The organism is Candidatus Edwardsbacteria bacterium RifOxyA12_full_54_48 (genome assembly GCA_001777915.1).
Classification (GTDB): Bacteria; Edwardsbacteria; AC1; order AC1; family EtOH8; genus UBA2226.
Map to the genome: position 1 here is coordinate 172,312 of MFFN01000005.1, position 20,442 is coordinate 192,753.

19 protein-coding genes and 4 tRNA genes are annotated in these 20,442 nt (G+C 53.4%); 16 read left to right on the forward strand and 7 right to left on the reverse strand.

Annotation, left to right across the window (positions count from 1 at the left end):
- Positions 1-158 precede the first annotated feature (158 nt).
- From A2273_09160 to A2273_09170, 3 genes are all read left to right on the forward strand, one after another.
- On the forward strand, positions 159-767 hold the full coding sequence (locus tag A2273_09160; GenBank protein OGF07093.1) for a thymidine kinase: 609 nt from the start codon (positions 159-161) through the stop codon (positions 765-767).
- Between the two features lie 243 nt (positions 768-1,010).
- Complete coding sequence (locus A2273_09165; GenBank protein ID OGF07094.1) at positions 1,011-1,736, forward strand: hypothetical protein; 726 nt, start codon at positions 1,011-1,013, stop codon at positions 1,734-1,736.
- A 222-nt stretch (positions 1,737-1,958) separates the two neighbouring features.
- On the forward strand, positions 1,959-2,471 hold the full coding sequence (locus A2273_09170; GenBank protein OGF07095.1) for a hypothetical protein: 513 nt from the start codon (positions 1,959-1,961) through the stop codon (positions 2,469-2,471).
- Between the two features lie 94 nt (positions 2,472-2,565).
- Here the strand turns inward: A2273_09170 and A2273_09175 are convergent.
- The 5 genes from A2273_09175 to A2273_09195 all read right to left on the reverse strand — a co-directional run bounded on the left by A2273_09175 (position 2,566) and on the right by A2273_09195 (position 3,919).
- Positions 2,566-2,642 (reverse strand) — tRNA-His (locus A2273_09175).
- A 173-nt stretch (positions 2,643-2,815) separates the two neighbouring features.
- A tRNA-Arg gene (locus A2273_09180) sits at positions 2,816-2,892 on the reverse strand.
- Positions 2,893-3,009: 117 nt separating this feature from the next.
- Positions 3,010-3,086, reverse strand: a tRNA-Pro gene (locus A2273_09185).
- A gap of 93 nt (positions 3,087-3,179) precedes the next feature.
- Positions 3,180-3,255 (reverse strand) — tRNA-Pro (locus A2273_09190).
- A gap of 64 nt (positions 3,256-3,319) precedes the next feature.
- Positions 3,320-3,919 (reverse strand): non-canonical purine NTP pyrophosphatase, RdgB/HAM1 family, encoded by a 600-nt coding sequence (locus A2273_09195; GenBank protein OGF07151.1) that lies wholly within the window; start codon positions 3,917-3,919, stop codon positions 3,320-3,322.
- 178 nt (positions 3,920-4,097) lie between these two features.
- Between A2273_09195 and A2273_09200 the strand changes: the two genes are divergently transcribed.
- The gene (locus A2273_09200) at positions 4,098-5,978 is read left to right on the forward strand and encodes a hypothetical protein (protein OGF07096.1); all 1,881 of its coding nucleotides are present in this window, start codon (positions 4,098-4,100) and stop codon (positions 5,976-5,978) included.
- The gene (locus A2273_09205) at positions 5,968-7,026 is read left to right on the forward strand and encodes a hypothetical protein (GenBank protein OGF07097.1); all 1,059 of its coding nucleotides are present in this window, start codon (positions 5,968-5,970) and stop codon (positions 7,024-7,026) included. Before A2273_09200 ends, A2273_09205 begins: the two co-directional genes overlap by 11 nt.
- Positions 7,027-7,086: 60 nt before the next feature.
- Here the strand turns inward: A2273_09205 and A2273_09210 are convergent, their stop codons facing one another.
- A complete protein-coding gene (locus tag A2273_09210) occupies positions 7,087-8,745 on the reverse strand; it encodes a hypothetical protein (protein ID OGF07098.1) in 1,659 nt (552 codons plus the stop codon).
- A gap of 202 nt (positions 8,746-8,947) precedes the next feature.
- Between A2273_09210 and A2273_09215 the strand changes: the two genes are divergently transcribed.
- Entirely contained in the window at positions 8,948-10,246 is a 1,299-nt protein-coding gene (locus tag A2273_09215) for an asparagine--tRNA ligase (GenBank protein ID OGF07099.1), read from the forward strand.
- A 117-nt stretch (positions 10,247-10,363) separates the two neighbouring features.
- On the opposite strand, the gene A2273_09220 is transcribed toward A2273_09215, so the two are convergent.
- Positions 10,364-11,257, reverse strand: a complete 894-nt coding sequence (locus tag A2273_09220) for a hypothetical protein (GenBank protein OGF07152.1) — start codon at positions 11,255-11,257, stop codon at positions 10,364-10,366.
- Positions 11,258-11,538: 281 nt separating this feature from the next.
- On the opposite strand from A2273_09220, the gene A2273_09225 reads away from it, so the two are divergent.
- From A2273_09225 to A2273_09270, 10 genes are all read left to right on the forward strand, one after another.
- A complete protein-coding gene (locus A2273_09225; protein ID OGF07100.1) occupies positions 11,539-11,886 on the forward strand; it encodes a preprotein translocase subunit SecG in 348 nt (115 codons plus the stop codon).
- 37 nt (positions 11,887-11,923) lie between these two features.
- On the forward strand, positions 11,924-12,358 hold the full coding sequence (locus tag A2273_09230) for a 50S ribosomal protein L21 (GenBank protein ID OGF07101.1): 435 nt from the start codon (positions 11,924-11,926) through the stop codon (positions 12,356-12,358).
- A complete protein-coding gene (locus tag A2273_09235; GenBank protein OGF07102.1) occupies positions 12,358-12,636 on the forward strand; it encodes a 50S ribosomal protein L27 in 279 nt (92 codons plus the stop codon). The genes A2273_09230 and A2273_09235 overlap by 1 nt, the downstream gene beginning before the upstream one ends.
- A gap of 50 nt (positions 12,637-12,686) precedes the next feature.
- Complete coding sequence (locus A2273_09240; GenBank protein ID OGF07103.1) at positions 12,687-13,346, forward strand: hypothetical protein; 660 nt, start codon at positions 12,687-12,689, stop codon at positions 13,344-13,346.
- 305 nt (positions 13,347-13,651) lie between these two features.
- A complete protein-coding gene (locus tag A2273_09245) occupies positions 13,652-15,232 on the forward strand; it encodes a phosphoenolpyruvate carboxykinase (ATP) (GenBank protein OGF07104.1) in 1,581 nt (526 codons plus the stop codon).
- Between the two features lie 4 nt (positions 15,233-15,236).
- Positions 15,237-16,001 carry a hypothetical protein gene (locus tag A2273_09250; protein OGF07105.1) on the forward strand — a complete coding sequence of 255 codons (765 nt, stop codon included), beginning with the start codon at positions 15,237-15,239 and terminating at the stop codon, positions 15,999-16,001.
- A gap of 125 nt (positions 16,002-16,126) precedes the next feature.
- On the forward strand, positions 16,127-17,134 hold the full coding sequence (locus A2273_09255) for a hypothetical protein (protein OGF07106.1): 1,008 nt from the start codon (positions 16,127-16,129) through the stop codon (positions 17,132-17,134).
- Between the two features lie 104 nt (positions 17,135-17,238).
- On the forward strand, positions 17,239-18,756 hold the full coding sequence (locus tag A2273_09260; protein OGF07107.1) for a hypothetical protein: 1,518 nt from the start codon (positions 17,239-17,241) through the stop codon (positions 18,754-18,756).
- Complete coding sequence (locus tag A2273_09265) at positions 18,756-19,592, forward strand: hypothetical protein (GenBank protein ID OGF07108.1); 837 nt, start codon at positions 18,756-18,758, stop codon at positions 19,590-19,592. The genes A2273_09260 and A2273_09265 overlap by 1 nt, the downstream gene beginning before the upstream one ends.
- Positions 19,593-19,607: 15 nt before the next feature.
- Positions 19,608-20,423, forward strand: coding sequence for a hypothetical protein (locus A2273_09270; protein OGF07109.1), 816 nt, complete (start codon positions 19,608-19,610; stop codon positions 20,421-20,423).
- Positions 20,424-20,442 lie beyond the last annotated feature (19 nt).

Sequence of the window (20,442 nt, forward strand, 5' to 3'; positions counted from 1 at the left end):
AGGATAAAAAGTAACCTGATCCACGCAGATTTTACTGATCTTTGAATTATAAACAATTTGCGCCTGCTACGTAGCTACCATTGATAGTGTCTAATATTCGCTTGATTTTATCGTCACTTTAAGTGTATATTTATGCCAACTTAATCGTTAGGATTGAAATGCAACGGGGACAAATCGAGGTTATCTGTGGATGCATGTTCAGCGGCAAGACCGAGGAGCTGATCCGCCGGCTTAAGCGGGCCACCTATGCCAGGCAGAAAGTACAGATATTCAAGCATTCGTTCGATACCCGGTACGATGAGTTGTGCATTACCACCCATTACGGCCTGAAACTTCCCACCGTCACCTGCCTGACCGCCGGCGATATCATAGGCGCAGTGGATAATAAAATTCAGGTGGTGGGCATAGACGAGGTGCAATTTTACGGGGACGATATAATTCCGGCCATCGAGGAGATAGCCCACCAGGATATCCGGGTGATAATCTCCGGGCTGGATATGGATTTCCGGGGAGAGCCCTTCGGGCCGATGCCGCAGCTGTTGACTCTGGCCGAAAAGGTGGACAAGCTCTCAGCCATCTGTTCAATATGCGGCGAGCCGGCCACCCGCACCCAGCGTTTGCTGGACGGCCATCCGGCGCCGTATGACAGCGAGGTGGTCTCGGTGGGCTCCGCCGAGAAATACGAGGCTCGCTGCCGCAAGTGTCATATTGTGCCCAATAAACCCGGCAAACAGCGGTTCAGCATGTCACCCCAGGTAGAGATCTAATATTCCGTTGGGATTCCATACTACAAGTGCCTTCCCTAAAGCTACGGCACTCGTGGAAGTTAATTATTAAGCGAAAGCGAAAGCGGAAGACGCCAAGGAAGCGAAATGCTGTATTTTCTTTAAACAAAAGCCAATCATATCCTCTGGTGGAAAAAATGTAATACGAAATATAATTTTATTAATTTCTTAGCGAGCTTTGCGCCTTGGCGGTTTAGTAAAACAACAAATGATAGTGAGGATGATATGAAAAAACCAGCGGTCAGGAATGCGATCTATCTGTCCATCGGAATAATCGCCATAGGCTGGATCCAGAAGATTTTTAATTTTCTTTCCACCAAACCTTCGCTGGCCGAGCAATTAGGGCTTAAGGTCAAACTTAGCGAAAACCTATCACAAGCCTCGCTGTATATCGTTACGGTGGGTATGCTTACCTTCCTGCTGGTCTACTACCTGCTCAAGCTGACCAATGAAAATTTCGGCTCACTGGGGTTCAATAAAAACAAATTAGGCAGACAGATAGCCATCGGGGCCTTGTTCGGGATCGGCATCTTTGCACTGGATACTTTTTTGATAAGCCCGATTTTAGAGGCTCTGCTGCCCAATGCCGCGGCCGAAGGCGAGAATATAAAATATTTGTTCAGCAATTTGTATTACATCCCCATCTTATTGTTTATGGCCATTTTCAAGGGAGGATTTCTGGAGGAGATCTGGCGGATATTCGTTCTGACCAGATTCGAGAAGGCATTCAAGACCGCCGGCCTGATCTTTGCCCTGATATTTTTCTCGGCAATGTTCGGTTTGGGGCACGCTTATCAGGGGACCTCCGGAATAATTTCCACCGCTATTTTGGGTTTGCTTAATGGTCTGGTCTACCTGAGAAAGAGGAATGCCATGGAGGCGGTAACGGCCCATGCGGTATTCGATGTGGTCGCGTTGACCTTGGGATTCATCCTCTACCATGGGAAGTGATGTTTTTTCTCAATAACCAAAGCCCGTATGAACCCTCATTCGGGCTGCTCCAACTATCCTGCGGTAATTAAACAAACAGGTATCATGGCAGGCAAATTGTGTAAACCGCAAAAGCGACTATTGGGCAATGATATTTTTAAGCAATGCCGAAAGGGAACCCGAAGATAACATATTGACTCTAATATAGATAAATGCATAAACCCTATAATCCAAAGGAGAGAAATGAAAAAATTAACCATTGCGTTATTGCCGATCCTTATCTTTTCTTTTTCGGCCACAGTCTTCGCTGCCGGGCAAAAGCCCAAAACCGATGGTGACAGCTTGAAGGTTAAGAACCAGATCAAGATCCAAAACAAGGGCGAAGAGACCCAAATCCGAACTCGCACCGAAGAAGGCGACAAGGGGTCGGGTGAAATGATTCAAACCCGGACCAGAGAAGAGAAAAAATTGGTTGAAGGCGATTCCGCTCAGGTCAAAGAAAAGAACCAGGTCCGCACCAAGAATCAGGGGGAAGACGACAAGCTTCGGGTTCGCACCGAGGAGGGTGACAAAGGCAAAGGAACCATGGAGCAGAAACGTTACCGTGACGAGGACGGTGACGGCATTGCCGATTCCACCCAGACTAAAGAAAAATCCCAAAATAAAACCCGCACTCAGCAAAAGGACAGCAAAGACGATGAAATGACACCTAAAGATGGTGTCGGCGGAAAGAAGGACGGCGGAAAAGGCAGATAAACTCAAATTAAAAAAGCGCAGCAGTTAAATGCATGCGCTTTTCCCAATTAAACGAAACCCGGACGAATTATCGCCCGGGTTTCTGTATATTTGGTGGGGTGGATGAGGGGATTCGAACCCCCGACCTTCGGATCCACAATCCGACGTTCTAACCAGCTGAACTACATCCACCATGCTTGGGAACGGTAAATAGATTATTGGGATCTGGGTGGTATATTTACATTTTGTTTCTAAGGCTTTTGCGCAACCCACAGAGCATTTTATTGATGTCAATACAGATTCCGATTCTGGTTTCCTAAATTGCAGGGTCAAGATACCACAAATCAATTCCCAATTCCCTAAAATGGTACGCCTGACAGGATTCGAACCTGTGACCCTCTGCTTAGAAGGCAGATGCTCTATCCAGCTGAGCTACAGGCGCATTTCTGATAACAGACCAGGGAAATTGGATAATTGAGAAAACAACATCGACCAGAGGATTATTTTCCGGTATCCCCAATCTAATATCTAAAACCTATCCTTTACTTCTGGCGTAAAATGGTCGGGGAGAGAGGATTCGAACCTCCGACCCCCTGGTCCCGAACCAGGTGCGCTACCGGGCTGCGCTACTCCCCGACATTTATTAAAAACTGAACACTGTAGATTCATTTTGCCCGGTCTCTTCCAGAGCTATCTCAAAATCAGAAATCTATTTCCTGCAATCTAAGCTGGTCGGGGTGCCCAGACTCGAACTGGGGGCTTCTTGCTCCCAAAGCAAGCGCGCTACCAACTGCGCCACACCCCGTAGCACCTTCAGCAAACAGTAATTATATTATACCAAAGGTTGATATGTCAAGCTAAGTTTTAGGTCAGCCCAGGGAGCTCAAGCCGTTGATCAGAGCCCGCATCTTTTTCAGGGCCTGGGAGCGGTGGCTGATCCGGTTCTTTTCCGGGGGATCCAGCTGGGCAAAGGTCTTATCAAACCCGGCCGGAAGGAAAATGGGGTCGTAGCCAAAACCGTTGCTGCCGAGGGGTTTTGTGGTTATCGTTCCTTCGATCTCGCCCCGGGTAAAAAAAGCCCGGTTATTGTTTCCCACCAAGCACAGGACACAGACGAAGCGGGCGGTCCTTTTTTCGGACGGGACCTGTTTCATCAGCTCCAGCACCTTCATCCAGTTACCCCGGGAACCGGCCTCCGGCCCGGCAAAGCGGGCGGAAAGGATTCCGGGCTGGCCATTCAGAGCATCTATCATCAGGCCGGAATCGTCAGCCAAAGCCCAAAGGCCGCTGTAATAGGCCGCCTGGCTGGCTTTGATCATGGCATTGTCATCGAAGGTCCGGCCGGTCTCCTCGGCCTCCGGACAGTCGGGAAAATCATCCAATCCGACGAAGCGGGTGTCGGGCAGGTCCAATATCTCCGAGATCTCTCGGACCTTGTCATTGTTTCTGGTGGCGATTAAAATATCCATACAGGAGAATGATACCAAATTAAGGGGGGAAAATGCAAACCTTTTTGCTTGACTTTTAACCGATATATACACTATCATTAAAAAAGCCTGCTACATGACATTTTTGGCAACGATCGTACTTAAATTACAACAATCGAGAATGCGAAGACAACTATTAATATTTACCGCACTTTTGCTAATGTCCGGTCTATGCTATAGCCAGAAAGATAGCCTGGAGATAGCCCCAGCTTCCGGTGGGCCGACCGTGGCTGCCGACACTGCCGCCTGGGCCGATCTAATGCAATGGCAGGAGTGGCGGCAAAGAAGCCTGGACTACCAGCATCAAGGGATGCCGGAGGAGGCCTTGGCCGCCGCCGAGTCCTCATTGATCCGTAGCCGGGCGCTAGGATTGGACCTTCCCGTGGTCGGGGCCTATTGGGGAGATATAACCCGCCAAGCCCTGAAGGATAAAGACTGGGAAGGGGCGCAAAAATATTCCCGGCTGGCCCTGTTGGCCGATCAGTACTCCTTTAAAAACAATATCTACCATTTCCAGGCCAACTGCCACATTAGCGGAGTTGCATCGGCCCTGGGGCAGTTCATCCAGACCATCAACGGCTACCGGCAGGATTTCCGCTATAGATACCGGGCATTATGGCTGGGGATATTTGGACTCTCGCTGGCCCTGATGGCGGGAGGCCTGTTCTTCCTGCTGTTGCTGGCGGCAAAATACCTTCCCTACCTGTTTCACCTGCTCTCCGACCTGCTCCCTAAAAGTTGGCCTTATTTCGGGCGGATATTCCTGGCAGTATCGGTGGGCATCGGCTTATTAGTGATCATAGCCGGATTCAGTCTGGCCTTGGCCGTAATCCTCCCGGCTGGAGCGGTCATCGCCATGGGAAGGACCCGGGAGAAAGTAATGTTCTGGATCACCATGGCCCTGATCGGCTGTTCGGCAGCCGGCTTCAACCTGATTCACCAGTTCTTCAACGTCAGCGATCGGGGGCGGGTTGAAGCCCTGGCGGTGGCCAATACCTCGGAGTGGAACAACGGGCTGGTTCAGGACCTGGCCGGTCAGCAACAGTTGGATCCTTCGGATCTGAAGCCGATATACGCTCTATCCCTGATGGAGAAGAACCGGGGGAAACTTGACCGGGCCCAGACTTATCTGAAGGCCATTATCGAAGCATCGGGGAACAACCCCGCCGCCCTGAATAATCTGGGTAATATTTATTTTTTCAAAGGGCAGTTCGACAGCGCGGCCTCGTTCTACCGCCTAGCCATCGAAGCCGACCAGGATCTAGCGGAGGCCCATTACAATCTGGGGCAGGTGCATTTCAAGGCCATCGATTTCAACCAGGCCCGGGAGGAACTGGAGAGGGCCGCCTCACTGGCCCCGGCCAGAATGGAAAGCCGGAGCCGGGAGTCGGGCGGCAATATGGTGATGGATTCCCAGCTTGGCTTGGAACTGCTGTGGCCGGAAGTGTGGCGGGGATGGAACCCATTTGCTTCATTTGATGCGGCGGAGTTCGCCAGCCTCACCCAGCTGAATCTCTGGCTGTCTTTGTGGGCTTGGCTGGGGCTGGTGGCTCTGATCACCACATGGCAGATCCTGGTAAAGGATAGCCTAACGGTCCGCAACTGCTGGCTATGCGGACGGTATATCTGCGACCGATGCCAATCCCCGGCCCAGGACGGAAACCTGTATTGTCAGGAATGCCACAACCAGGTGTTTTCCATTCAGTCGCAGGAGCTGCAGCAAAAGGCGGCGGAGGTGCTCTCCCGCCAGGCCGTAAAGAGGGAGCGGACGATCTCCGGACTGGCAAACTTTTTCCTGCCGGGCTTCTCATATGTGATGGGGGGAAGAGTCATAAAGGGATTGCTTCTTTCCCTATCCCTGGGAATGCTGTACGCCGGCCTGATGTTGTTCATCTCTCCCTGGATAGCGGCCCGGCTGGATTTTCCGGCGACGGATGGTTTTTATTGGGCCGCCGGAGTCATCCTGGCGGTATTATATCTCATCTCCTGGGCGGGCTATATTCATCTGTTCAGAAACCAAGGAGCGCCAGATGCCGCTTGAAGGTAATGTAAAAGAGTTCGGTCTGGCGGATGTTCTGCAGTTCATTGCCGGCAACCAGAAGGCCGGGGTGCTACAGCTGACATCAAAAAACGACAAAGCCTCCATCGCCTTCGATCACGGCAAGATCACCGGGGCGGTATACGGACGCCAGGGCCGCCAAGACCAGCTACAGAACTATCTGCTGAGGTCCAAAAAGGCGCAACAGGGAAAAATGGAATCCATCCTGAAGATACAGGTTGACACCGGGATCCCACTGGGGGAACTGCTTCTGAAGGAGGGGCTGATGACCCAGGAGGAGATAGACGATCTGGTGATCTTCAAGATCCAGGAGGTGCTGGACGAGGTCTTCACCTGGAGCGATGCCCGTTACAAGTTCAATCCCGAGGAGAGACTGTATCAGAACAGCCGATCCCAGGTGGCCGTCCCGGCCGAATCGTTGCTGCTGGAAACTTTAAGGCGCAAGGATGAATGGCCGGCCATTGCCAAGACCCTGCCCTCCGACGGCGTCATCCTGAAAAAGAGCCAGGATACGGTCACCGGTCTGGAGATTTCAACCGATATTCAGCAGATATTCGAAATGATAGACGGCTCCAGGACCATCAGCCAGATGATAGGGGAGACCTATCTGGGCCGTTTCCGGACCTTCAATGCGGTCTATAATCTGCTGCTGTCGGGAACGGTGGAGATAATCCATACCCCGGAGCCAGAGGCAAAGGTGGCCGAAAGGCAGGCTAAAAAAACGGCCAGTGCAACCGGCAAGATCATAACAGCGGCCGCTGTGCTGCTGGGATTGGCAGTTTTGGGCGGGGCGGGCTTCGGAGCCCACCGGATCAATCTGCTGACAGCAAAAAAAAATAACCTGATACAGCGGGAGGCTGTCAGGGCCAGGATGGGTTGGCTGAAAAACAGGATCGATGTTTATTATATGCTCAATGGCAGTTATCCGGCCAGTCTTAATGATATAACCGGCGACCGGAAAATGATTGCTTCATTCAACTACCATAGAAACGAAGAGGAGGCCGGTTATCGGCTGGAGGCCAGGCAATAGTTTGAATATAAAAAAGCCCTTCCGAATGCTTCGGGAGGGCTTTTGCGTTGCCGAATTTGATCAATATTCAAAAGTGCTGCCGCCAATGAATTCGCGCAATATAGAGGTGTGGGGCACCTCGTCGGCGAACACCGGCACGAACATCCTTACAAAATGCAGCAAGCGGTAGGCCTCGCCGAAGCTCTCATCGTCGGTGGGCACCTCCAGCAAAAAACGCTCGGCATACATTCTCAGCACCGACGGCTCGTATACCAAGGTGGAATTGAACATTACATCGGCCTCCTCCTGGAAGGGGAAAATATTGTGCTCCTCGCCCCGCTGCACCGAGGGCCACACCTTAAGGGTGTGGGCGGCGCTGTAGCCCCGGAACTTGCGGTCGCGGACTATCCTCCGCAACAGCCGGACATCCGAGGTCATGATCCGGTTATGGTCATCCAGACACAGCTGGGTCAGGGCGCTGATATAGACCTTTAGCTTGTTCTCCCGGGGCACCGACTGGGTGAGCTTCTGGTTCAAACCGTGAATGCCCTCCACCAGCAGGATGTCGTTGGCCTCCAGCTTCAGGCTGACGGTCCTTTCGTCCCGGGTCCCGGTGTGAAAATTGTAGATCGGGGTGGCCACCTCCCGGCCATTCAGCAGTTCGTTCATCTGCTGGTTGAACAGTTCCAGATCCACCGCCCGCAGGGACTCGAAATCGGGCTTGCCGTCGTCGCCCAGCGGGGTCTGGGCCCGCCCCAGGAAGTAATTGTCGGTGGACAGGGCGATGGGCCTCAGGCCGTTGACCTTGAGCTGGATCATCAGTCTTTTGCTGAAGGTGGTTTTGCCGGAGGAGGATGGCCCGGCGATCAGCACCAGCTTCACTTTGTCACGCTGGGAGGTGATGATGTCGGCGATCTGGGCGATGCGCTTTTCGTGAAAGCCCTCGGATATCCGGATCAGGTTGCCGATCTCCTTGGTCAGGCAGATCTCATTAAGCTCGCCCACGTTGGTGACCCCCAGGATCTTGTTCCATTCCTTGGTCTCTTTGTGGATATTGAACAGCTTGGTCTGGGGAGAGAGGTCGGGGATCCTCTCCGGGTTCTTGGATTGGGGAAAGCGCAGCAGAAAACCGGGGGCGTAAAGGGCCAGTTCAAAGCGGTCGATAAACCCGGTGGTGGGCGTGACCGGTCCGTGCTGGATGTCCTTGAACACCCCGCAGCCGATAAGCTTGGCCTCTGTCAGGCGGGTGGTGGTCAGAAGTTTTATCTTGTCGTGATAGCCCTCGGCGTCGAAATATTCCTTGGCCTCTTCGATGGATATGGATTCCCTTACAAAGGGCCGGCCCTCGGACACAATCTGTCTCATCCGGGTCTCGATGTTGTTCAATATCTCCTGGTCGATGGGCTTATCGGATACAAAATCAAAATAATAGCCGTTGGCCAGCGACTGGCCCACGATAATCCGGGCCTCGGGATAAAGCTCCTCCACCGCCTCATACAATATCAAACAGGCCGTCCGCCGATAGACCGCCAGGCCCTCGCGGTCGGTGTAAAACACCGGGGTCAGACGACAATTGGCGTGCAACACGGCGTCCAGGCTGACCAGGTTCTGGTTGATCTTAGCGGCCAGCAATTTTCCGGCGTTCGGAGGATAGCGCTTGAACAAGCTATGGACCTGCTCCCCAGCCTTGGCCGGCAAACGCTGTCCGTCCATCAAAACTTCGATAGGTTTGTGCCCCATGATTTATGTCCTTTCTGGCAATTAAAGGCGAAGCCTAAAAAGCTACGCCATCAGTGTACGCAATAATGTAGCTTAAAAGTCAGAATATGTCAAGAGAAAATGAATTATAACACTGCCGCTCAGGCCAGCCTTTTATCTTGACTTGCAGGCTCAAAGTTTGGTAAATTTAACACCTAATCGAAAATATCAATGCAAGGATCATATGAAGCTTGATTTCGTCTATATCTCCGACATCGGAAAACACCTGGGGCAGGAGGTCACCCTCAAGGGCTGGCTATACAACAAGCGGTCCTCCGGCAAGATACATTTTTTGCAGATCCGCGACGGCTCCGGCGTCATCCAGGGGGTGATGGTCAAGAACGAGGTGGATGCCAAGATATTCGAACTGGGCGATAAGGTGAGCCAGGAATCATCAATCATCGTCAAGGGGCTGGTAAAGGAGGACAAGCGTTCGCCCTCAGGGTACGAACTGGGTGTCACCGATCTCCGGATAGTCCAACTGTCCCTGGATTATCCCATCACCCCCAAGGAACACGGCCCGGCCTTTTTGATGGAGCACCGCCACTTGTGGATGCGCTCCTCCAAGCAGCATGCCGCCCTGCGGGTCCGCGACACCATCGAACAGGCCATTCACGGCTACCTGCACCAGGAGGGCTTCATCCATACCCCGGCTCCGATATTGACCCCCACCTCCTGCGAGGGGACCACAACGCTTTTCGAGACCGATTATTTCGGGGAGCCGGCCTTTCTTTCCCAATCCGGACAGATGTACATCGAAGCCACCGCCGCGGCCTTCGGCAAGGTCTACACATTCACTCCGGCCTTCCGGGCCGAGAAATCCAAGACCCGCCGGCACCTGACCGAACTGTGGATGATGGATGCCGAGGCCAGCTATTTCGAGCATGCCGAGAACATGCAGTGCCAGGAGGGGATGATCTGCGCCATCATAGAGAAGGTGCTGAACGAATGCCAGAACGAGCTGAAGACCCTGGAGCGCGACACTGCGCCGCTGGAGAAGATCAAGGCGCCATTTCCGGTGATCTCATATAAAGAGGCCGTCAGATTATGCAATGAAGCCGGAGTGCCCATCGAATATGGGGAGGATTTCGGGGCGCCGCACGATACCGCCATCGCCGGTAAATTTGACCGTCCGGTGTTCGTGGACCGCTTCCCGGCGGCCATCAAGTCCTTCTACATGCAGCCGGACCCGGATAATCCCTCGGTGGTACTGGGCTCGGACCTGTACGCCCCGGAGGGCTACGGCGAGATCATCGGCGGCAGCCAGCGGATACACGATCTGGATCTGCTGCTCAAAAAGATGGAGGAGCACAAGGTGCCCTACGAGCCGTACAAGTGGTATGTGGACCTGAGGCGCTACGGCAGCGTGCCGCATTCCGGGTTCGGGATCGGCATAGAGCGGACGGTGAGCTGGATCTGCGGGTTGCAACATATAAGGGAGGCCATACCGTTCGCCCGGATGCTGGAGAAGATATATCCCTAGACCTAACCCCCACCCCTTCTCAATGTGGGAAGGGGATAGGAGGCATTAAACAAATATAGGGACATAGCACGCTATGTCCCTACTGGTTTATATTCCGTCCCTTAATTGAAAAATATTTTAATTCCTGGCCAGCCATTCATAGGCACTCAACGCCGCCTTGGCCCCCTCCCCGGCGGCCACCACTATCTGCTTCTCCGGCACGGTGGTGACATCCCCGGCGGCGAACACCCCGCCCCGCGAGGTCCGGCAGGCGCAGTCCACCATTATCTCGCCACGCTGGTTCATATCCACCAGCCCTTTGAACAGATCGGAATTAGGGATCAATCCTATCTCCACAAAGACGCCTGACAGCTCTATCTCCCGTTGCTTTACATCATCGGTCGATGATACTCTTATTCCAATCACCGAATCCTTTCCTAATATCTCGGTCACCTTGTGTTCCATGATAAACTCAATCTTACCGGATGCTTTTAGCGGCTCCAATAAGACAGGATCGCCCTGCATCTCCGAAGAGATGTTTATCAGGAATATTTTCTGGGCGTAGCTCATAAGGTCCTGGGCCGCGGTCAGGGCGGAATTCCCACCACCCACCACCGCCACCGTTTTGCCACCGAACAGGGGGGCGTCGCAGGTGGCGCAGAAGGCCACCCCCTTGCCGATCAGTTCCTTTTCTCCGGGGACGTTCAAATTTCGGTATTTCTTGCCGGTGGCGATTATCAACGACCGGGCGGTGAAATGCGAGCCGTCCTCCAAGGAGAGCTTATATCCCTGGGCAAGCGGCTCGACCGAAATGATCTTAAACCCCAGGGAAACATCGATGGGGAACTGGGCCACCTGAGATTTGAACTTCTCGATCAGCTCCTGGCCCTTAATATACTGGAAGCCGGGATAATTCTCCACACCCGAGGTCCACAGTACCTGCCCGCCCAGATCGTGGCTAAGTAGCACGGTATCGGTCCTCTTGCGGGCGGAGTAGACCGCCGCGGTCAGGCCGGCCGGACCACCGCCCATGATGGCCAGCTGATAGTCCTTGCCAGCCCTGGCTAGGGGAAAAGCGACCTGGGGAGCCTGGTTCAAAGAGAACGACAGGGATGATAGTTCCATAACAGCACCTATATCAAGCATTTATATGCATCACAATGATATTATATGCCAGCCCCGATGTCAATTATAAAATTTAATAAAAATACTTGAATATTGTATCTAAATTTGTTATAATACAAAACTTAGCGCAAAATCTTAATTTAAGATCCGGCGGATATATCTCCGGACTACAGGGAGGTTTACATAAGGTGCATACCCTTTTATTGGTGATCCATTTGATAGCCTGCCTGCTGCTGGTCGGCGTGGTGCTGATGCAGAGCGGCAAAGGCGGGCTGGGCACCGCGCTGGGCGGCGGCGGCGAGACCTTCTTCGGCGGGCGGGGCGCGGCCCCGTTCCTGACCCGGGCCACCACCGTCCTGGCCGTGGTATTCATGATAACTTCGCTGTCACTGGCACTGATCTCCGGCAAAGACCGGCGGGCCGCCTCGGCCATAGAGAAGGCCATGCAGCAGGAACAGAAATCAAACCAACAGCCTGTAAGCAGGCCGGGCGAACTGCCGGCGAATCAAATGCCGGAAGCTCCCTCCGGCAAATAGCTGTTTCAATATATCGTATCTTAAGGAGTAACATCAGATGTACGCAGTGATCGAATGCGGAGGAACCCAGGTGAGGGTCTCCGAGAATCAGAAGGTAAGGATCCCCAGGATAGATGCCCAAGAGGGCCAGAGGTACAAGATGGAGAAGGTGCTGCTGCTTTCCAACGGACAGGACGTCATCATCGGCCAGCCGACAATCAAGGACGCTATTGTCGAAGTGACGGTGGTGGGCCACTCCCGCTCGGCCAAAATATCGGCCATGATCTACAAGCCCAAAAAAGACTACCGCCGGCGCTGGGGAGCCCGGACCCATTATACCGACCTGCTGGTCAACACCGTCAGCCATCCCAAGATCAAGGCCATAGCCAAACCTGCGACTCCGGCTGTCGAGAAGAAAAAAGCACCCAAGAAAGCCCAGGCGGCCAAACCCGCCGCGGCCAAGAAGAATCCAGGCAAAGGAGATAAGGAATAATGGCACATAAAAAAGGCGTTGGATCATCCCGAAACGGCCGCGAGAGCAATGCTCAGCGGCTGGGCATCAAGGCTTTCGGCAACCAGAAGGTAACCGCCGGAGCGGTGCTGGTCCGGCAGCGGGGGACCAAATTCCATCCCGGGCTCAACGTGATGCGGGGAAAGGATGACACCCTGTTTGCGATATCGGACGGTTTTGTCTGGTTTGAATCCCGGGGTCGGGACGGCAAAAAGATAAGCGTATATCCCGAACCCAAAGTCAACGCGGCGAGCAAATAGCTCGCCTTTTTTTCCATCGATTTCCCTTCAATATAACACCCTGGCGTAAAATGAAGATAAAATATTTTGCACACTCGTCATTTCAGCTAAGCTCGGCCAAGGGAACCAGGCTGCTGACTGATCCCTACGAGTCGGGGTCTTACGGCGGGGCGGTGGGCTACAAGAAGATCGATGAACCCACCGACGTCATCACCATCAGCCATAACCATGCCGACCACAATTACATCAGCCGGGAGCACGACAAGGCCAGGATCTTCCGGGAGGCCGGGGCCTTTGTGTTCAAGGGGATATCGGTCAGGGGCGTCAGCCTGTACCACGATGCCAGCCGCGGTTCGGAGCGGGGCGCCTGCATAGCGTTCATCTATACCATCGACGGAATGACCCTTTGCCATCTGGGCGACCTGGGTCATCTCTTGAGTAAAAGCGAGGCTTCCCAGGTCGGCCCGGTGGACGTACTTATGATTCCGGTGGGAGGCACCTTTACGGTGGATGCCGGCGAGGCCGGAAAGGTAATGGAATCACTCTCGCCCAAAATCTGTCTTCCCATGCATTACAAGACCAAAAGCGTAGGCTTCAACCTGGGGCCGCTGGAGGATTTCACCGCGGGCCGGGCCAATGTCAAAATACTCAACAGCTCCGAGGCCGAGATAACCAAGGCCTTGTTGCCCAAGAGCACTGAGATCTGGGTGCTTAAGCCGTCAAAACTATAATTTGCGCCGGACCGTGATTTAACCTGCCGACCAGATTACAGCCGCCGTTAGGGAGATGTGCCTTAAGGCGGCCTTCAAACTTGCGGCAGGTTAACCCCGACCCATAGGCGATGCCCAAGAGGGCAGAAAAAGGTCGGGAGGGCTCCGAAAGATCTCCCGAGGAAAGGCTCGGGCGGGCGGGCAAAAGGAATTTACCAAAAAAGATCCTTAGCTTTTTTTAAAGGGCAGGGTCTAAAGAATCATCATACCCTTCAAACCATAAATCGCAACATAAAATTTCTATCAAATAAGGAGTTTTATCCAGTATGGACATCAGAAAAGCGCTTGAGGAATTGGGCCTTAAAACCTCCAAAGCCGTTTACCGAAACCTGCCGGCAGCGGTACTAATCGAAAGATCGCTGGCATCCGGCGACGGGATCCTGGCCTCCAACGGCGCTCTGGTGGTGAAGACCGGGGAAAGGACAGGGCGGTCGCCCAATGACAAGTTCATAACCGAGGAGCAGTCCACAAAAGACCTGATAGCCTGGGGCAAGGTCAATCTGAAATGTTCCCCGGAGCAATTCGATAAATTGCTGCACAAAGCATACCATCATCTCGGCGATAAAGATATATACGTATTCGACGGATTTGCCGGGGCCGATCCCAAGCACCGGCTGGCGGTCAGGGTGATAACCGACACTATCTGGCATGCTTTGTTCGCTCAGACCCTTTTCATCCGGCCCACCAGGCAGGAGCTGGAAAATTTTATTCCCGGCTTTTCGTTGATGGGCTGCGGCAGCCTGAAAGCCGACCCCAAGACCGACGGCACGAAATCCAACGCTTTCGTCGGGGTCAGCTTTGAAAAAAAGATCAACCTGGTCATAGGCAGTATGTACGGCGGGGAGATCAAGAAGAGCATATTTTCAATCATGAATTTCCTGATGCCCCAGCAGAACGTATTTCCCATGCACTGCTCGGCCAACTTGGGCAAGGATGGAGCTCCTGCGCTGTTCTTCGGCCTCTCCGGCACCGGCAAGACCACCCTGTCGGCCGACCCCAACCGCCGGCTGGTCGGAGACGACGAGCATGGCTGGTCCGATTCAGGAATCTTCAATTTCGAGGGCGGCTGCTACGCCAAGGTCATCAAATTATCGGCCGAGGCCGAGCCCCAGATATTCAACGCCATCAGGTTCGGCTCTCTGCTGGAGAACGTGGTGGTCGATCCGGACACCCGGCTGATTGATTACAATTCCGACGACCTCACCGAGAACACCCGGGCCACCTACCCGGTGGAACATATTCCCAACTGCGTGATCCCCGGGGTGAGCGGGCATCCCAAGAACGTTTTCTTTTTAACCTGCGACGCTTTCGGGGTGCTGCCGCCCATCGCCAAGCTGACGCCGGAGATGGCCAGTTATCATTTCCTGTCGGGCTTTACCTCCAAGCTGGCCGGGACCGAGACCGGGATCGATGAACCGCAGCCCACCTTCTCCACCTGTTTCGGCGCCCCGTTCATGCCCCTGCCTCCCACCAGATACGCCGCCATGCTGGCGGACAAACTGTCAAAACATCAAACCAACTGCTGGCTGGTCAACACCGGCTGGTCGGGCGGACCGGCCGGGGTGGGCAGCCGGATGAAGATCTCCATCACCCGGGCATTGCTGACCGCAGCACTGGGTGGCCAGCTGGAAAAATCAAAATTTACTCCGGATCCGGTGTTCAAGATCTTGGTGCCCGAAGCCTGTGAGGGGGTGCCCGTCGAAGTGATGACCCCCAGGAACACCTGGGCGGACCAGGCGGCCTACGATAAAAAAGCCCGGGAGTTGGCGGCGATGTTCGCCAGAAACTTTGAACAGTATAAGGATTATGCTTCCAAAGAAGTAGCGGACTCGGGGCCAAAAGCATAAAAAGATGAAGATATTAGGCGTTATTCCGGCCCGTTACGGCTCCACCCGTTTCCCGGGCAAGCCCCTGGCCATGATATGCGGGAAGCCGATGATCCAACATGTCTACCAAAGGTGCCTGAGAGCCAAAAGACTGGATGAAGTGGTGGTGGCCACCGATGATATCCGGATCTACAACTGCGTCAGGGGTTTTAACGGGCAGGTAGTGGTGACATCAAAAAAACATCGGTCGGGCAGCGACCGGATCGCCGAGGTCATCAGAAAACCCCGGTACCGAGGCTTCAACATTATCCTGAACATTCAAGGGGATGAGCCGCTGATAGATCCTAGGGCCATCAACCTGCTGGCCAAAATAATGTTCGATAATCCCAAAGAACAGATGGCCACCCTGGCTACCAATTTTAAGAATGCCCGCGAGGTTGCCAATCCCACTACCGCCAAGGTGGTGACCGACATCCAGGGGCGGGCCCTGTATTTTTCCCGCTGCCCCATACCGTTCATCCGGGATCAAAATGCCGGAAAGGCCGGACCTTTTCTGAAACACATTGGCCTGTATGCCTATCGCCGGAACTTTTTGCTTAAATTCACCAGCTGGTCTGTGGGCCGGCTTGAAAAACTGGAAAAACTTGAACAGCTCCGGGCTCTGGAGAACGGGACGGCGGTAAAAGTCCTTCGGACAAACTACCGCAGCCTTTCGGTCGATTCGCCCGGGGATGTCAGCAAGATCGAAAAAAACATAAGGCTGAATGAGGGCAGGTTGAAAAGGGGATAAATTAATCTTGACTTTGAAATAATAAAGAGTTAAAATTAAAACTCAAAGAATCAATAAAAACCAAAAAGGAAGGTAGAGAAATGGCCAGATTTAAGAATCGAGTTTTGATGCTTAGCATTGCTGTTATGGTAATCAGCTTGGGACTGGTGGGCTGCAACCAATATATCACCGGGGCAAAGGTAAATCTGCAATTGGATCCCCCGAACTATGATGCGGCGATAGCGACCCTGAATGAGGGCCTGGAATACGCCCCCAAGGACTCCGAGATGAATGCCCTGCTGGCCTATTGCTATGTCCAGACCAAAAAATACAAGGAGGCCGGGAAATCCTACGCCAGCGCCATTGAGTACAGCTCCACCCAGAAGGATTCCCTGCAGAAGGCCTGGGACGATGCCTGGGAGGACCTATACAACATGTCCCGCGTCTCCCTGAAGAAATCTGTGATAGGTCCCAAGGATTCCAACATGGTCTACCTGCAGAAGGCCGAGGAACATATCAATGATGCCATCGACCTCTCTCCCAACAAGGTCGACAACTTCATCCATAAAGGCCTGCTTTACCGCTATATGGGAAAGACCAAGGAGTCAGAAGCCCTGTTCGCCAAGGCGATATCGATAGATCCCGAAAATCCCGATGCCTTTTACCAGGTGGGGAGGGCGGCCATGGAATCCCAAAACTGGGATGAGGCCATCAAGAACATCACCAGGGCAACTCAGATCAAAAAAGATAACGATCAATGGTTTTATTACCTTGGTGTGGCCCACATGTATAAAAGGGAGTACCCCCAGGCCCAGAAGGCATTTCAAGCGGCCGGAGCGCTAAAGGCTGACGAGAAGAACACCTGGTTCAACCTGGCCCAGGCCTATTACTTCGAAGGTAGCGACGTAAAGAGCGCCCTAGCGGCCCTGGACAAGGTCATAGCCCTGGACGACAAGGACGTGGAAGCTTACAGTCTGATGGGTATGGTGGCCCTGCACAATTCCATAGGTGATTTTGATAAAGCCATAGAGGCCTACACCAAGGCCCTGGAGCTTAAACCGGAATCTCAGGAATATAAGAATTACCTGGATTATGCCAAAAAGCAGAAGGAGGCCTCTCAGGCTCCAGTCAAACCCAAGAAAAAGAGAAGGTAATTTTTAGGACGGACTAACCTATAAAAAAGGACGGTTTTGCCGTCCTTTTTTTATAGGGGTCAATAAATTTGCTTGAAAAGCATGCCTATAATATGATAACTTAAATGAATATGAGAAAGATAATTATATTAAGCAGCCTGCTGTTATTTCCTTTTTTAGCCCCAGCCAATGAAGACAGCCGGGATATTCCGCTGGACCACTGGTCATATCCCGTTCTGCAGAGATTTCAAGCCAAGGGATATGTAAGTCTGCCGGTATCGAGGCCATACCAGCGATGGCAGGTGATCGAACAGATGCAGGATCTTTTACGCCGGCAGATGGACGGGGCGGCGGGCCTTTCCACCACCGACCGTTATTATTTTGATAAACTCAGCCAGGAGCTTGATATCGGGACAACAGACAGCAGGCTGTCCGGCAAAGAAATGCTATCCTTTGATGACGGAAGGGCCGCCATCAGCGCCGACATCAGCCTGGGGCTGGGAGCCGATATCTCCCATAACGAACCACCTCAGAGCCGGGGATCTGGGATGCTGGATGTCTTTGGGGGGGTGCCGGGCATTTTCATTTTTGACCAGAGAATAAGTTTGGCCCTGGAAAAAGAAACCGAGAAGGTCGACAGATTATCCGGCAGCCCGAAAAGCTGGAGGGGAGGAAAATACTCAACCGGATGGGCTTACTTCCGGACGCCCCATTCCTATTTGGCTCTTACATTGGGCCGGCAGCAGAGATGGTGGGGCCCGGGTACTTTCGGCACCTTGCTGCTTTCGGACAATTCGGAAGGGTTCGACGCCGTTGATCTCGAACTTAATTATAAGAGAGTTGAACTCCAGTCCTTCTTCGGAATATTGAGCACCGATCAGAAGCGCTATATCTCCGGGCATCGGTTGGGAATCAAACTGCCGTGGAACATAGGGTGGGGGTTTTCCGAGGCGGTGGTTTACCAGGCCAATCAGATCGATCCGGCCTACATGAATCCCCTGTTGCCCTATTATGCCAACCAATGGAACCAGCGGGACGATGACAACGTTCTGTGGTCGGCGGATATTTGCTGGACGCCCGGCCTGGGCTTTTCGGCCTACGGGGAACTTTTAATGGATGACGTGCAGTACGAGCAGGACCCGCCGGCCCCCCAGAAACTGGGCTTTCTGCTGGGCGGCCACTGGGCCGATCCGGCCGGGCTGCCGGATTCCGACCTGAGGGTAGAATGGGCCGGGAACCAAAAATGGGTCTACACCCACCGCAGATATGCCAATCGCTACGTTGGGGCCGACACCGTCAATATCTTGGGCCACTGGGTGGGCACCGATGCCGACGCGCTGGACATGGTCCTGGAACACCGGTTTCATCCCCGTCTGAATGCCGGAGTAGGATATCAGATGGAAAGGCACGGGGAGGGGAGGATCGACAGGGGCTATCTTGAGGCCGATGATCCAGGCACTTCGTTTTTAAGCGGAACCTTCAGCCGGATGGACCAGGGTGAAATTATCTTTCAATGGGAGCCTTTCTACTGGGCCGCTCTGACAGCGGATATCTGGCTGGCTTATATAAAAAATCCCAACAACCGGCCGGGAACCGGCTTCAGCGACCGGGGCCTGGACCTGTTGATAAAAATAGATTTTTAATGAAGAAGATCAGAGACATACTGGAACTTTCCCGGATCGGCAACGTGGCCATCACCGGATTTTCGGTGCTGATAGGCACCGGCGGGTATGTCGGATCGGCCAATATTCGCCTGGTGATCATGGCGGTCATCTCTGCGATGATAATTGCCGCGGGCGGTAATGCCCAGAATGATTATTACGACCAAAAGACGGACGCCGTAAACCGGCCGGAACGGCCGATACCATCGGGGCGCATTTCTCCCCGCTGGGCTTTTATTTTCAGCCTCCTTTGTTATCTCTCCGGCATTGTTCTGGGATGGCTGACCGGCAGGGATACCGGCCTGGTGGCCTCCGTTGTGACGGTATTGCTTTGGCTGTATGCCGCCAGGGGAAAGATGATGGGGTTGGGCGGGAACCTGATCATTGCTTTGATATGCGCTTCGGCTTTTATCTACGGTGGATTGACCGTCAACAATCCGGTGCTGGCGGTATTTCCGGCGGTATTTGCCTTTCTGATGCACCTGTCCAGGGAGATCATCAAGGATGTTCAGGACCTATCCGGCGACAGGCAGTCGGGGGCCATGACCCTGGTCATCAGGGCCGGCCGCAAGAGGGCCCTGTCCGTTTCGGCCTTCAGCCTGATGCTGCTGGTAAGCTTCAGCCCGGTGCCATATCTGCTGGGCGTTTATAACGTAAAATATCTGCTGGCTGTTATTCTGGGGGTGGATCTGGTGCTTTTGCCGGTGATCTACCAACTGTTAAAAAATCCACTGGGAGTCGATTACGCCAAGCTCAGCTTCATATTAAAAATCGACATGCTGGTGGGACTGATGGCCATTGCCTTGGGAATGTCATAATTAATAAAGGAGTTTATGAACCTTTTTCAGGCGATCATTTTAGGTTTGGTGCAGGGGTTGACCGAGTTTCTGCCGGTCTCCAGCTCCGGGCATCTGGTGCTGTTCGAGAAACTCCTGGGCCTGGGCGCCAGCAATCTCCGTTTCGAGGTGGCCCTGCATCTGGCCACCCTGGTGGCGGTATGCTTCGCTTTCCGCCGGAGGATAGGCAAACTGATAAAGGCCATTTTTACCGGGCGGATAAGGCGGGTCAAGGGGAAATGGCAGTTCAGCGATGATAATCTCCGGCTGGCCCTGATGCTGATCCTGGCCACCATACCGGCGGCGGTGATAGGCATCCTATTTGATGATCTCATCGAGCAGGCTTTCAACAACCCGGTGGCGGTGTCGCTGGCCTTGCTGGCCACCGGGGCCATTCTTTTCGGGACCGGGAAAGTGGCCAAGCGACAAGAGAAGATCTCCTGGAAACACTCTTTGATCATAGGCTTTTCCCAGGCCCTGGCCATATTACCCGGCATCTCCCGCTCCGGGACCACCATTTCGGCCGGGATCTATTCCGGGGCCGACCAGGAGAAGGCGGCCGAATTCTCCTTTCTGTTGTCCATACCGGTGATACTTGGGGCCGGTCTTTTGGAATTCAAGGATGTGCTGAAGACCGGCCTGCCGCCGGGCGAGCTGGCGGCGATCATATTCGGCGGGCTGGCAGCGGCGCTGTCGGGTTATCTGGCGATAAATATCCTCCTGAAAATAATCCGAAATTCCAAGCTGCAGTATTTTGCCTATTACTGCTGGGCGGCGGGTCTGATCTCGCTGGCCTGGCTGTTATTAAAATAACATAAGATTGTAAAGTGCT

Excerpts from the sequence above, each read along its gene's own strand:
- A2273_09160 (OGF07093.1), top strand. The coding sequence starts at position 159 with ATGCAACGGGGACAAATCGAGGTTATCTGTGGATGCATGTTCAGCGGC.
- A2273_09165 (OGF07094.1), top strand. The coding sequence starts at position 1,011 with ATGAAAAAACCAGCGGTCAGGAATGCGATCTATCTGTCCATCGGAATA.
- A2273_09170 (OGF07095.1), top strand. The coding sequence starts at position 1,959 with ATGAAAAAATTAACCATTGCGTTATTGCCGATCCTTATCTTTTCTTTT.
- A2273_09195 (OGF07151.1), bottom strand. The coding sequence starts at position 3,919 with ATGGATATTTTAATCGCCACCAGAAACAATGACAAGGTCCGAGAGATC.
- A2273_09200 (OGF07096.1), top strand. The coding sequence starts at position 4,098 with ATGTCCGGTCTATGCTATAGCCAGAAAGATAGCCTGGAGATAGCCCCA.
- A2273_09205 (OGF07097.1), top strand. The coding sequence starts at position 5,968 with ATGCCGCTTGAAGGTAATGTAAAAGAGTTCGGTCTGGCGGATGTTCTG.
- A2273_09210 (OGF07098.1), bottom strand. The coding sequence starts at position 8,745 with ATGGGGCACAAACCTATCGAAGTTTTGATGGACGGACAGCGTTTGCCG.
- A2273_09215 (OGF07099.1), top strand. The coding sequence starts at position 8,948 with ATGAAGCTTGATTTCGTCTATATCTCCGACATCGGAAAACACCTGGGG.
- A2273_09220 (OGF07152.1), bottom strand. The coding sequence starts at position 11,257 with ATGGGCGGTGGTCCGGCCGGCCTGACCGCGGCGGTCTACTCCGCCCGC.
- A2273_09230 (OGF07101.1), top strand. The coding sequence starts at position 11,924 with ATGTACGCAGTGATCGAATGCGGAGGAACCCAGGTGAGGGTCTCCGAG.
- A2273_09235 (OGF07102.1), top strand. The coding sequence starts at position 12,358 with ATGGCACATAAAAAAGGCGTTGGATCATCCCGAAACGGCCGCGAGAGC.
- A2273_09240 (OGF07103.1), top strand. The coding sequence starts at position 12,687 with ATGAAGATAAAATATTTTGCACACTCGTCATTTCAGCTAAGCTCGGCC.
- A2273_09245 (OGF07104.1), top strand. The coding sequence starts at position 13,652 with ATGGACATCAGAAAAGCGCTTGAGGAATTGGGCCTTAAAACCTCCAAA.
- A2273_09250 (OGF07105.1), top strand. The coding sequence starts at position 15,237 with ATGAAGATATTAGGCGTTATTCCGGCCCGTTACGGCTCCACCCGTTTC.
- A2273_09255 (OGF07106.1), top strand. The coding sequence starts at position 16,127 with ATGGTAATCAGCTTGGGACTGGTGGGCTGCAACCAATATATCACCGGG.
- A2273_09260 (OGF07107.1), top strand. The coding sequence starts at position 17,239 with ATGAATATGAGAAAGATAATTATATTAAGCAGCCTGCTGTTATTTCCT.
- A2273_09265 (OGF07108.1), top strand. The coding sequence starts at position 18,756 with ATGAAGAAGATCAGAGACATACTGGAACTTTCCCGGATCGGCAACGTG.
- A2273_09270 (OGF07109.1), top strand. The coding sequence starts at position 19,608 with ATGAACCTTTTTCAGGCGATCATTTTAGGTTTGGTGCAGGGGTTGACC.